Source organism: Pseudoalteromonas espejiana DSM 9414, from assembly GCF_002221525.1.
GTDB lineage: Bacteria > Pseudomonadota > Gammaproteobacteria > Enterobacterales > Alteromonadaceae > Pseudoalteromonas > Pseudoalteromonas espejiana.
The window spans coordinates 3,587,021-3,599,282 of sequence record NZ_CP011028.1 but is presented as its reverse complement, the minus strand read 5'-3'; the positions used below and the strand labels follow the sequence as shown (position 1 = coordinate 3,599,282).

11 protein-coding genes are annotated in these 12,262 nt (G+C 41.6%); 9 read left to right on the top strand and 2 right to left on the bottom strand.

Annotated elements, in window-relative coordinates; all coding sequences use genetic code 11:
- The first annotated feature begins 102 nt into the window (after window positions 1-102).
- Window positions 103-312: a hypothetical protein gene (locus PESP_RS16415; protein ID WP_089348979.1), complete on the top strand. Its 210-nt coding sequence runs from the start codon at window positions 103-105 to the stop codon at window positions 310-312.
- 2 nt (window positions 313-314) lie between these two features.
- Here PESP_RS16415 and PESP_RS16410 read toward each other — a convergent pair whose 3' ends face one another.
- On the bottom strand, window positions 315-914 hold the full coding sequence (locus PESP_RS16410; protein WP_089348978.1) for a PGAP1-like alpha/beta domain-containing protein: 600 nt from the start codon (window positions 912-914) through the stop codon (window positions 315-317).
- A gap of 19 nt (window positions 915-933) precedes the next feature.
- Window positions 934-1,470 (bottom strand): YaeQ family protein, encoded by a 537-nt coding sequence (locus PESP_RS16405; RefSeq protein ID WP_089348977.1) that lies wholly within the window; start codon window positions 1,468-1,470, stop codon window positions 934-936.
- 91 nt (window positions 1,471-1,561) lie between these two features.
- Here PESP_RS16405 and ylqF point away from each other — a divergent pair, with 91 nt between their 5' ends.
- From ylqF to fusA, 8 genes are all read left to right on the top strand, one after another.
- On the top strand, window positions 1,562-2,506 hold the full coding sequence (gene ylqF / locus PESP_RS16400) for a ribosome biogenesis GTPase YlqF (RefSeq protein WP_089348976.1): 945 nt from the start codon (window positions 1,562-1,564) through the stop codon (window positions 2,504-2,506).
- A gap of 562 nt (window positions 2,507-3,068) precedes the next feature.
- Window positions 3,069-4,310, top strand: coding sequence for an OprO/OprP family phosphate-selective porin (locus PESP_RS16390; protein WP_089348974.1), 1,242 nt, complete (start codon window positions 3,069-3,071; stop codon window positions 4,308-4,310).
- 11 nt (window positions 4,311-4,321) lie between these two features.
- Entirely contained in the window at window positions 4,322-5,293 is a 972-nt protein-coding gene (locus tag PESP_RS16385) for a Bug family tripartite tricarboxylate transporter substrate binding protein (RefSeq protein ID WP_089348973.1), read from the top strand.
- An 11-nt stretch (window positions 5,294-5,304) separates the two neighbouring features.
- Window positions 5,305-5,772, top strand: a complete 468-nt coding sequence (locus tag PESP_RS16380; RefSeq protein ID WP_089348972.1) for a tripartite tricarboxylate transporter TctB family protein — start codon at window positions 5,305-5,307, stop codon at window positions 5,770-5,772.
- Between the two features lie 3 nt (window positions 5,773-5,775).
- Window positions 5,776-7,320, top strand: coding sequence for a tripartite tricarboxylate transporter permease (locus tag PESP_RS16375; protein ID WP_089348971.1), 1,545 nt, complete (start codon window positions 5,776-5,778; stop codon window positions 7,318-7,320).
- 8 nt (window positions 7,321-7,328) lie between these two features.
- Window positions 7,329-8,951 carry an ATP-binding protein gene (locus PESP_RS16370; protein WP_089348970.1) on the top strand — a complete coding sequence of 541 codons (1,623 nt, stop codon included), beginning with the start codon at window positions 7,329-7,331 and terminating at the stop codon, window positions 8,949-8,951.
- A 15-nt stretch (window positions 8,952-8,966) separates the two neighbouring features.
- On the top strand, window positions 8,967-9,692 hold the full coding sequence (locus PESP_RS16365; RefSeq protein WP_089348969.1) for a response regulator: 726 nt from the start codon (window positions 8,967-8,969) through the stop codon (window positions 9,690-9,692).
- Between the two features lie 205 nt (window positions 9,693-9,897).
- On the top strand, window positions 9,898-11,982 hold the full coding sequence (gene fusA, locus PESP_RS16360; RefSeq protein WP_089348968.1) for an elongation factor G: 2,085 nt from the start codon (window positions 9,898-9,900) through the stop codon (window positions 11,980-11,982).
- Window positions 11,983-12,262 lie beyond the last annotated feature (280 nt).

Genomic DNA, 12,262 nt, shown 5'->3' with positions numbered 1-12,262 from the left:
GTATTCGCTATTTCAACTATTGATCTACATCAGTAAAACTTTGTGGCGTCTGCTCATAATTAACTTAAGCAAATAAATACACCTATTTATTGGAGAGTGGTTATGGATGCAAAAACAGTTAAACAAAATAAAGCTGAATTAATAGTGGTAGGAATTGCCGTTATCGCATTTGTATTGGGGCTGGTAGCGCATTTAGCGGGGGCAAGCTTGGCTAACTCAGATACCTTTGGCTATATTGCTGCGCCAATCCCGCTTATTTTGGGCATTGTATTTTTAATTAGTTATAAAATAGCGGCAGCAGCAGAAGACTAAGCTTATTCGTTCAAGCACTTAATAATGTAATCAAGCACTTGGCGGGAATAAATCATGCTGGTATGACTTAAATGAAACACTTTGTGCTCAGCCATACCTTTAAGCTTGGTCTCATCAAGTAGTACTGTGCCGTCTGATTGGCTGCCTTTTACAATTAACGGCATTAAGCCAATAGGCAGGTCGCCCGCTATGCTATAAAGCTTTGCTTTAAAGGGCCAATTACCATTTTTGGTTAGTAAAAATTCGACGCTATTTTTTAAAAATGTTTCAAATCCCTTTTGCTTCATTTTTTGTGCAATATGACTGCCCTGATGCGGAGTCCCTAAAGTAATCACTTTGGTAACGTGCTTACTCGCTTTAGAGCTTGCCTCTAAATAGGCACGCGCAATTAGTCCACCCATAGAGTGACATACAAGCGCAGAGGGCTCATCACCAATAAACTCATCAATTTGTTTAAAAATAGTTTCGAGGTTAGGGTCAAGCGTATTGTAAGTTAAGTTTAATACCTTTACGCCCGATTGCTCCAAACGAGAGCAAAGCGGACGCATAACAAAGCCCGACATATAAAGGCCATGTAGTACAACAACGTGGTTTATTTTCATACGCTCTTACCTAAAGTGTTTACATAAGCTGCTGAGGTTTTACTTCGATATTTGCAGTGTCTGAACTTACCCACACATCACCATCTTGAATGGTAATAGTTAGCTTAATATTACGATCAGCTAAATTGGCAAGCGCCTGCGTGGCGGCGTAATCAAGGCTAAAAATACTCAAGTTTTTAAAATCGTACAACTTAGGTTGATGCTTTTGCCACCAAATAGCTTGGTTGTTTTCGCCATAAGTATAAAGCACCACTTTTTTAGATTTATTGCAGGCTTTTTTTAAGCGTTTTTCATCCGGTAAGCCAAGCTCTACCCACAGCTCTATTTCTTCACTGTAGTTTACATGCCAAAGCTCAGGTTCATCATCGGCACTTAATCCTTTGGTAAATTCTAAACCATCACAGCTATTAAGCGCATAGGCAAGTAGACGAATCATCAAACGTTGTTCGGTTTCTGATGGGTGTTGTGCCAAAGTTAAATTAAAATCTTGGTACACGTGGCGGTCCATATCGCTTAGCGATAACTGCGCTTTAATAATGGTAGATTTAAGAGCCATAATGTCTAATCTGAAAAAATTTGCGCCAGTATAGCGCAATTAAATGAATTGCCAGTTAAAATAGCGGCAAATTATATGTTAGGAGTTAAAAATGGCTATCCAGTGGTTCCCTGGGCACATGAATAAAGCCCGTAATGAGATTAAAGAAATAATGCCGCAAATGGATGTGATCATTGAAGTGCTTGATGCACGCATTCCTTACAGCAGCGAAAACCCAATGGTAACCACGCTTCGCGAAGGCAAGCCGGTCATCAAAATTTTAAATAAGGCTGATTTAGCCGATCCTAAAATGACCCAAACGTGGAAAGACTATTTTGAGCAAGAAAGTGGCGTTAAAGCTATTGCGTTTGGTCATGATAAAGCCGCTGAGGTGCACCGTATTAATGAGCTGTGTAAAAAGCTAGTACCGCACAAAGTAGGTGCTGATAAGCAAATTAAAGCCATGATTATGGGTATTCCAAATGTGGGGAAGTCAACTTTAATTAATGTATTAGCTGGGCGCATAGTGGCAAAAACAGGTAATGAGCCTGCGGTAACTAAGGCGCAGCAACGCATTAAGCTTGAAGATGGCATTATGCTTTACGATACGCCTGGTATGCTGTGGCCTAAAGTAGAAAACGAAAACTCGGGTTACCGTTTAGGCGCTACAGGTGCAATACGCGACACCGCACTTGAATATGAAGATGTAGCAAGTTACACCGCAGAGTATTTACTACATGCATACCCTGAGCTTTTAAAAGCACGCTACAAAATTGATGAATTGCCAGAAAGTGATTGGGAATTTGTTGAAATGGCGGGTAAAAAGCGCGGCTGTATTCGTGGTGGTAACCAAATAGACACCTACAAAATGTCTGAAATACTCATAAATGAACTTCGTGATGGCATTATTGGCCGCATCACTATGGAAACCCCTGCCATGCGTGAAGAAGAAGAAATAATGGTTGCTGGTTTACGTGCTGCAGCAGAAGCTAAAAAGGCAGCCAAAGAAGAAGAGAAAAAACAGCGCCGTGCACGTGCACGCAAAAACCGCCGTTAATGGATTAATTTATGTGAGCCTGTTGCTTACTAAATTACAGACATAAAAAAAGCCCGTAAGGGCTTTTTTAGTTTCATATCTACCGTCACCGATATGAGCAATGTAGCAAGTAAAATAGTAGGGCGGTTACTCATCATCAACATCAAGGGGCGTTGCGGTTCATAACAAGTAACCATAGCTGTTTACGTGCGCCACACGTTGTTTCAGGGTCGAGAAACAAATTAGTTCATTCCGTCACAAGTGGGTATGCATTCCCGTCTTGTTGATATTGATTATCAGTTAGATCTAATAAACTGTCAACACCCAAATGCAAATAATTCTTATTTTATTTCGTGCGTTTTTTATTCAGGTTCTGAGCGAGCGGTTAACGCTGGCTTGTTATTTATTTTTGTTCATTTTGTTCATGGTTTTAATGAGCAAAAAGCACTTAACGATCATCAATGCACCTTTCCCTCAAAATATTTCGTTAATTTCCCGTTAACAATAAGCTGCGCGTTAGATAGCAGTTTGTCGTCGCATATCTACCTGACAATAAATACACAAACACAGCGTGGAGAAAATAATGAAAGCAAGTAACACACAGCTCGCTTTGGCAATTACAGCAGCATTAGTTAGCACATCTGCTTTAGCCGATAACGATACTCAAAAACTACAAGCGCAATTAGATGCATTGCAAAAAGAAGTTAACGCTTTAAAAACATCAAGTAGCTTTAATTTGGAGTTTGGAGGGCGAGTACAGCTTGATTACAACTATTTTGAAGGTGCCTATAACGCAGGCAATGATGGCTCAGGCGGGAGCGATTTCTTTCCTCGCCGTATTCGTACCTATGTAGAGAGTGAGCATGGTAACTGGGATCACAAATTACTTTTAGAATTTGGCGAAGGTGATGCCGAAATTGTACTTGCACGTGTACGCTATGCATTTGAAAACGGCCTTAAAATTAAAGCCGGTAAAATCCGCGAAGACATGTCGCTAAACGCACTTACTAGCTCAAAACATATTAATACTATTGAGCGTAGTGCTGTTGCCAATACTTTCTCGCCCTTTTTTCGTTGGGGCGTATCTGCTTATCAATACTTTAAAGACTCAGGCTTTCGTTATGCCGTTGGGGTTTATAAAAATGATGCCTTTGGTGCAACGGGTAATGATGAAAACGACCGCATAATACTTGCTATTACAGGGCGTGCTACGTGGTCGAGTGCAGCGCCAGGAGACGTAATTCATTTAGGTGCATGGCATTCATACCGCGATATGGGTGGCAATGAACTAGGAGCGCGTTTTGCCCGTGGTGAAGTACGTGAAACTAATGTACGCCTAGTTAATTATGCTGCAGGTGGGACAACAGTTGCACTGGATAGCTTATCGCAGTCGGGGCTTGAATTTGCTTTTCAGGCGGACTCTTTAACATTAGAGGCCGAGTACGCAAGCCGCGCATTAGATGCACTTAATAGTAGCGATGACTTAGATGCAGAGCGTTTTGACGGCTTTCATGTCTCAGCAAGTTACTTTTTAGGGGGGGAGCAACGACAGTACAAAGCAGGTTCAGCTCTATTTGTACAACCTAAAAATATAAAAAATGCATGGGAGCTTGTTGCGCGTGTTTCACAAATGGATGCAACGAGTAAAAACCAAGGCAGTGAAGTAACCACTTTCACACTAGGAACAAGTTATTACGTCAGTAGCGACATTAAATTTATGGGCAACCTTATCTACAGCGATGTAGAGGGCCCAGGCACCGCTGCGCTTGTAAGTGATGAAGACTCTGGTATGGGCTTTAGTGCACGTATGCAGTATTTATTTTAAGGAGACACACTATGAAATTATTTAAGTCAGTTAAAACAACATTACTAGCGGCATCATTAGTACTAAGCAGCCCCATGGCAATGGCCGATATTCACTTTTTAGTGCCAGCAGGCCCAGGAGGCGGTTGGGATACCACAGCGCGCGGTGTAGGTGAAGGTTTAGTAAAGGCAGGCATCGATAATAATGCGTCTTTTCAAAATATGTCAGGTGGCGGCGGTGGGCGAGCAATTGCCTACTTAATAGAATCAGGTACTAAAAAAGGCGATATTTTAATGGTTAATTCAACGCCTATAGTGTTGCGAGCCTTAACCGGAAAGATTCCTTACAGTTACCGAGACTTAACGCCAGTAGCAAGTATGATTGCTGATTTTGGTGCATTTGTTGTACGTAACGATTCGCCTTATAAAACGTGGCAAGATGTCATTAAGGCACTTAAAGAAGACCCAAGTTCAATTAAAGTAGCTGGTGGCTCAGCTCGTGGCAGCATGGATCATTTAGTTGCTGCACAAGCGGCTAAAGCAGGCGGCGTTGACGGTCGTAGAATTCGTTATATTCCATATGATGGCGGTGGCAAAGCAAAAGCAGGCCTACTCTCTGGTGAGGTTAACTTACTTTCGACTGGTTTAAGCGAAGCATTAGAAGTTGCCAATGGCGGACAGGCTCGTGTGTTGGCCGTTACATCGCCTGAGGCTTTAACTGATTACCCACAAATACCGACGTTAAAGTCGATGGGTTACGATATGGAATTTGTTAATTGGCGTGGGTTTTTTGCAGCCCCTAACTTACCTGCCGATAAATTAGCGCAATACACTGAAAAACTTCGTAAATTACAATCAACCTCTGAGTGGGAAACCGTTCGTGCGCGAAATGGCTGGTTAAATCTTTTTCAGGAAAAAGATGAATTTATTAAGTCACTCGAAAAACAAGAAGCGCAGCTTAAAGTGGTTATGCAAGAGCTTGGCTTTATTCGTAAAGCGGATTAATCGAGGTTTTTATGATGAATCGCGAACTACTAGGGCCAAGTTTATTCTTGGCGCTATTTACTCTTTACGCCGTGGTGGCGTGGCAAATTCCACTATTGCCATTTGAAGAATACGAAACGGTTACTTCTGCTACGTTACCAAAAGTGTACGCTGCTTTTGGTATTGTGGTGTGCTTGCTTTCTATTGGCTCCACTTTACTTAAGCCAAACGAAAAAGCAGCAGAAAACCAGCCATTAGAAAAATCGCATGTTGTACGCACTTTAGGCTTATTAGTTTTAATGGTGATTTATAGTGCGATGTTAGAGCCTGTAGGCTTTTTAATATCTACAAGCGCTTTTTTATTAGCAGGTTTTTTTGTAATGGGTGAAAGGCGCAAGAAAATTTTATTATTTGCCTCTATTCCTGTTGCTGTGGTGTTTTGGTTTTTGATGACTCAAGTATTAGGTATTTACTTGGTTCCGGGCGATTTGTGGAGTTAAGTTATGTTTGATGGAATTATGCTTGGTTTGTCGACCGTGCTCGACTTTAATAATTTAATGTACGTGATAGCTGGCTGTTTGGTGGGTACGTTTATTGGTATGTTACCTGGGCTTGGGCCTATAACTGCAATAGCCTTGATGATCCCGATTACTTATAGCATAGGCGCTGATTCGGGTATGATTTTAATGGCCGGTGTTTATTATGGCGCAATTTTTGGCGGCTCTACGTCATCTATTTTAATTAATGCGCCGGGGGTGGCGGGTACGGTGGCTTCATCTTTTGACGGCTATCCACTGGCAAAGCAAGGTCATGCAGGTAAAGCTTTGGCTATTGCTGCTTATTCTTCCTTTATAGGCGGAACAATAGGCGCCATATTACTTATGGTTGCCGCGCCTTTATTAGCAAAGGTGTCGTTGAGTTTTCAGTCTCCTGATTATGTTGTACTTATGTTTTTAGGTTTAACAGCCATTGCTGCATTTTCAAATAAAGGTCAGTTTTTAAAAGCAATGATGATGACCGTATTTGGTTTAATGTTGGCAACGGTAGGTATAGACCCGTCATCGGGTACTGAGCGCTTTACCTTTGGCCAAGCCGACTTACTTGATGGGATTAGCTTTTTATTAATTGCAATGGCAACGTTTGCCCTTGCTGAGGCATTAATTAATGTTGTTAAGCCAGAGAAAAAAGATGCTAAAAGCCTGAATGATTCAGACACCCCACAAATTGGCTCAACTAAATTAACAAAAGACGAAGTTAAAGATATGGCACCGGTTGTTGGCCGTTCGTCATTCTTAGGGTTTATTGTTGGTGTTTTACCTGGCGCCGGCGCCACTATTGCTAGCTTTATGGCGTATGCCACTGAGCGAAATTTGGCACCTAAAGGCCTAAAAGATAAGTTTGGTAAGGGCTCTTTACGTGGTTTAGCCGCCCCTGAATCTGCAAATAATGCTGCGTGCACAGGCTCGTTTGTTCCTTTACTAACTTTAGGTATTCCAGGCTCTGGCACTACGGCTATTATGCTTGGGGCACTAATCGCTTACGGCATTCAGCCAGGTCCAATGCTTATGCAAGAAAACCCTAGTGTGTTTTGGTCTGTAATTGTAAGTATGTATTTTGGCAATATTGTTTTATTAATTTTAAACCTGCCACTCATTCCTTATTTCGCAAAAGTATTGGCAATGCCAAAGTCGGTATTAACCATTATGATTTTGTTCTTTAGTTTAATTGGTGTGTACTTGGTGTCGTTTAACACATTCGACTTATTTATGATGGTTGGCGTAGCTTTGGTTGCGTTAGTATTGCGCCTATTGGCCTTTCCAATGGCACCATTGTTACTGGGCTTTATTTTAGGAGACATGATTGAGCGTAACTTTCGTCGCTCAATGATGATTTCAGATGGCTCTTTAAGCTTTTTATGGGACAGACCACTCACGTTAAGTATTTTTATACTGTCTATTTTAGTGCTGTTGTTTCCTTTAAAGGATTACTTAAAGCAGCGCCGTGCAGATAAAACAGCGTCTAAGTTACAGCAAGAGCAAGCTCAATAGAGAGATAAATGATCAACACCAACAAGCTAAATCCTTTGCAAAGCATGGTCAAAAAGCCTAAACGATTAGAAACACGTTTAATTATTTGGGTAACAGGGCTATGTGTTTTACAAGCAATATTGTTTGGGGCGTTGGTGTATCAACTTACAGCGCAAAGTTTACATAACCACATAGGTGATAAAGCATTGGCTGTAGCTAATAGTGTTGCAACACGTACAGATGTAATAAATGCGTTAGAGGAGAAAGGCGACTTATCAGCGTTTAACTCGCAAATAGAGACCCTCACAGAGCTCACTGGTGCTGACTTTATTGTAGTTGGCGATATTAATGCGCTGCGCATTATACACCCAGATGAGCACAAAATTGGCAAACCTATGGTTGGGGGAGATAGCAAAAACGCCCTTAATGGCGAGCGCTATATATCGGTTGCGCATGGCAGTATGGGGGAGTCTATTCGTGGAAAAGTACCCGTATATAATGCTAATAATGAAATTATAGGCTTAGTGTCTGTTGGCTTTTTGGTGCAATCAATTAATCCGCTTATTTTATCGCGTAGTGCTGAAATACTTATTTGGGGACTGCTGCTTGTTGGCTTGAGTATTGTAGCGGCTGTTTATATTGGGCAGCGAGTACGCAATGCAATATTTGGCTTACAACCTGATGAAATAGGACGGTTATTTTCAGAGCAGGATGCTATTTTAAATACGGTTCGCAGCGGTATTATTGCACTTGAGCCCGATGGCAAAGTCCGAAAGTTAAACCAACGTGCCTGCGAAATTTTGGATAAACCAACATCTACCATTAATAAAAACCTCACCCTTGAAGACCTACTGCCAGAACATGCTGAATTTTTACTACGAAATCAAAGCCGTAAAATTGTTGGGTTTGAGCTATTTGCAGCAGATAAACGGATTATTTTGTCGCGCTTTTCTTTACAAGTTCAAGGGCAGGCCGATGGCATTTTACTCAGTATGCGCCCATCGGATGAGCTAGAATATTTAAGCCAGCAGCTAACAAAAGTACAAGCATTTGCTGAGCTACTACGTGTGCAAACCCATGATTACTCAAATAAACTAAACCTGATTGGGGCTTTGGTGCAAATGGGTAAAAATGAGCAAGCAATTGAACTTATAGGGCAAGAGAGCCAAGGCTCTCAAGCGCAAATTCATAACTTACTTGAACGAATTCAAGACCCTGTACTAGCCGGTTTGCTAGTAGGTAAATACCATAAAGCGCGAGAGCTTAATGTTACATTAGCGCTAAACCCAGATAGCCTGCTAGGTGTTATAGCGCGCAAAGATATGCTCGAAAGGGTAGTCTCCATTTTAGGCAACTTAATAGATAACGCCATTGAAGCGGCTATTAGAGCTTCAGATACTCGCGCCCCGGTGGTAAGAGTGACCGTGGATGAAACCAGTCAGACTTTATTATTTGATGTAGAAGATACTGGGTTTGGTTTAGGCTCAGACCATGAGGTTATTTTTACGCCACAATTTAGCTCTAAATCTGGGGCGCAACATGGTATTGGTTTGTATTTGGTTAAAACCAATTTAGACTCGTGCCGTGGTAGTTTAGAAATAGGTGAGTCTGACTTACTAGGGGCGCGCTTAAGTGTTTATATTCCAAAATAATAAGAGTAAATAAGCATGACCTATTCTGTAATTATAATTGAAGACGAAGTTGAAGTAGCGCAGCTTATTGCGCAGTATTTATTGCTGCCAGGCGGTGCTGCGGGAAGTCAAATTGCAAAGCAGAGCTTGCGCCAAGCACAGTATCAGGTGGTTGGTATTGCAGGTAATTTAAGTACTGCAACAGCCTTGTTACAAGCCATAGAGGCTGATCTTATTTTGCTCGACATACACCTGCCTGATGGTAACGGACTGGATTTACTATCGGATTTACGCCGCCGTGAAATTAAAAGTGAAGTAATGCTGCTAACGGCGGCTAAAGAAGTCGAAACGCTTGAAAAAGCAATGCAGCTAGGTGCCTGCGACTTTTTAGTTAAACCGTTAATGTTAAACCGCTTAGATCAAGCGTTAGCGCGTTTTGAAACGCGCCAGCAATGTTTTTCTGATGCAAACGAAGTAACCCAGTCTATGGTGGACTCTTTGTTTGGCTCTAAAGAGCAAACTAAACCAACAGTTAGGTTACCAAAAGGGGTTGATCAGCTTACCTTACAGAAAATTCATGATGCATTTGTACAACATGACGCCAGTGCCTTTACTGCTCAACAAATGGGCGATTTAGTTGGGGTGAGTCGTTCAACTGCTAGGCGCTATTTAGAGTTTTTACTAGAGTCAGAAAAGCTAAGTGCTGATCAAAGCTACGGCAGTATTGGTCGACCGGAGCGTTGCTACAAAATAATTAAGTAACTTTCTAAAACCAAGATTACAAGAATAAAACATAATAGTTTTAGTGGTTTATATAATAATCAGTGTTATTTAAATGCCACATCTTTCAAATCTAAAAAAATTTTATTGAATTGATTGCATTTTAAGCGACTTGTATGGTGATGTTCGCTTTAAGTAATGCTATACTCCCGCCGAATAATTTATCGACTTTATTAAGAGTAAAATAATGGCAGATTTATCGAAGTACAGAAACATTGGTATTTTCGCGCACGTTGATGCGGGTAAAACCACTACTACTGAGCGTATCCTGAAGCTTACAGGTACTATCCATAAAACAGGTGAGGTTCATGATGGTGAATCTACTACTGACTTCATGGATCAAGAAGCTGAGCGCGGTATTACTATCCAGTCTGCGGCAGTAAGCTGTTTCTGGAAAGATCACCGTTTCAACGTTATCGATACTCCTGGACACGTTGACTTCACAGTTGAAGTTTACCGTTCACTTAAAGTATTAGACGGCGGTGTTGGTGTATTCTGTGGTTCTGGTGGTGTTGAGCCACAATCAGAAACTAACTGGCGTTACGCTAACGAATCAGAAGTTGCACGTATTATCTTCGTAAACAAATTAGACCGTATGGGTGCTGATTTTTACCGTGTAACTGAGCAAGTACGTAAAGTACTTGGTGCTGTACCACTAGTTATGACTTTACCAATCGGTATTGAAGATGACTTCGTTGGTGTTGTAGACGTTCTTACTAAAAAAGCATACGTTTGGGATGACACTGGTCTTCCTGAAAACTACGAAATCACAGACGTTCCTGCAGACATGGTTGACAAAGTAGACGAATACCATGAAATGCTTATCGAAACTGCTGTAGAGCAAGACGATGACCTAATGGAAGCGTACATGGAAGGTGAAGTACCTTCTTTAGAAGATATCAAGCGTTGTATCCGTAAAGGTACTCGTGACCTTGCTTTCTTCCCTACATTCTGTGGTTCTGCATTCAAAAACAAAGGTGTTCAACTAGTACTAGACGCTGTTGTTGATTACTTACCATCTCCTACAGAAGTTGATCCTCAACCTCTTATGGATGAAGAAGGTGTTGAAAACGGCGAGCATGCAATCGTATCTGCTGATGAAACGTTTAAAGCGTTAGCATTTAAGATCATGGATGACCGTTTTGGTGCATTAACATTCGTACGTATTTACTCTGGTAAACTTAACAAGGGTGACACTATCCTTAACTCGTTTACTGGTAAAACAGAGCGTGTTGGCCGTATGGTTGAGATGCAAGCAGATGAGCGTAAAGAGTTAACTTCAGCACAAGCTGGTGACATCATTGCAATCGTAGGCATGAAAAACGTACAAACTGGTCACACTCTATGTGATCCGAAAGACCCAGTAACTCTTGAGCCAATGGTATTTCCAACTCCAGTAATCTCGATTGCTGTACAGCCTAAAGATAAAGGCGGTAATGAGAAAATGGGTGTTGCTATCGGTAAAATGGTTGCAGAAGATCCGTCTTTCCAAGTTGAGACTGATGAAGATTCAGGCGAAACTATCCTTAAAGGTATGGGTGAGCTTCACTTAGATATCAAAGTAGATATCCTTAAGCGTACTTACGGCGTAGACCTTATCGTTGGTCAACCACAGGTTGCTTACCGTGAAACTATCACTCGTGAAATCGAAGATAGCTACACGCATAAGAAACAATCTGGTGGTTCTGGTCAGTTCGGTAAAATCGACTACCGTATCAAGCCAGGCGAAGTTGCTTCAGGCTTCACGTTCTCTTCATCAGTTGTTGGTGGTAACGTACCTAAAGAATTCTGGCCTGCAGTTGAGAAAGGCTTTAAGTCAATGATGGGTGAAGGTGTTCTAGCTGGCTTCCCAGTACTTGACGTTGAAGTTGAGCTTTTCGACGGTGGCTTCCACGCCGTGGATTCATCTGCAATCGCATTCGAAATCGCAGCTAAAGGCGCTTTCCGTCAATCGATCCCTAAAGCGGGCGCACAGCTTCTTGAGCCAATCATGAAAGTTGACGTGTTCACTCCAGAAGATCACGTTGGTGACGTAATCGGTGACCTTAACCGTCGTCGTGGTATGCTAAGCGACCAAGAAGCTGGTTTAACTGGCGTTCGTATTAAAGCTGACGTTCCGTTATCAGAAATGTTCGGTTACATCGGTTCACTACGTACAATGACATCAGGCCGTGGTCAGTTCTCTATGGAGTTCTCACACTACGCAGCATGTCCACAAAACGTAGCTGACACTGTAATCGCTGCAGAAAAAGAGAAAAAAGCGGCTAAGTAATTAGCACTTTTACTCTTTAAAAAAACCCGCACATGTTGCGGGTTTTTTATTGCCTGTTATTTATGTTTATATAGCTAGAAGGTAAGTGGCTTATACTTTTTATAATCTAGTAGGTTGGTAATACCAATGCGCAATAATACTTAATCATTTTTAGGGGCTAGACGTGTCGCACTCTGCGTTAAAAAATTCTCATTTAGAACAACTAAATAGCGAGTTTTTTGCCTTGCTATCAACACGCTTTTCCATCCTCAAAATAGATCACTTAATTATGCGGATAGGT

Bases quoted from the DNA above. Each gene is read 5' to 3' on its own strand.
- PESP_RS16370 (WP_089348970.1), top strand. From the start codon at position 7,329: ATGATCAACACCAACAAGCTAAATCCTTTGCAAAGCATGGTCAAAAAG.
- PESP_RS16410 (WP_089348978.1), bottom strand. From the start codon at position 914: ATGAAAATAAACCACGTTGTTGTACTACATGGCCTTTATATGTCGGGC.
- PESP_RS16405 (WP_089348977.1), bottom strand. From the start codon at position 1,470: ATGGCTCTTAAATCTACCATTATTAAAGCGCAGTTATCGCTAAGCGAT.
- PESP_RS16380 (WP_089348972.1), top strand. From the start codon at position 5,305: ATGATGAATCGCGAACTACTAGGGCCAAGTTTATTCTTGGCGCTATTT.
- PESP_RS16365 (WP_089348969.1), top strand. From the start codon at position 8,967: ATGACCTATTCTGTAATTATAATTGAAGACGAAGTTGAAGTAGCGCAG.
- PESP_RS16390 (WP_089348974.1), top strand. From the start codon at position 3,069: ATGAAAGCAAGTAACACACAGCTCGCTTTGGCAATTACAGCAGCATTA.
- fusA (WP_089348968.1), top strand. From the start codon at position 9,898: ATGGCAGATTTATCGAAGTACAGAAACATTGGTATTTTCGCGCACGTT.
- PESP_RS16375 (WP_089348971.1), top strand. From the start codon at position 5,776: ATGTTTGATGGAATTATGCTTGGTTTGTCGACCGTGCTCGACTTTAAT.
- ylqF (WP_089348976.1), top strand. From the start codon at position 1,562: ATGGCTATCCAGTGGTTCCCTGGGCACATGAATAAAGCCCGTAATGAG.
- PESP_RS16415 (WP_089348979.1), top strand. From the start codon at position 103: ATGGATGCAAAAACAGTTAAACAAAATAAAGCTGAATTAATAGTGGTA.
- PESP_RS16385 (WP_089348973.1), top strand. From the start codon at position 4,322: ATGAAATTATTTAAGTCAGTTAAAACAACATTACTAGCGGCATCATTA.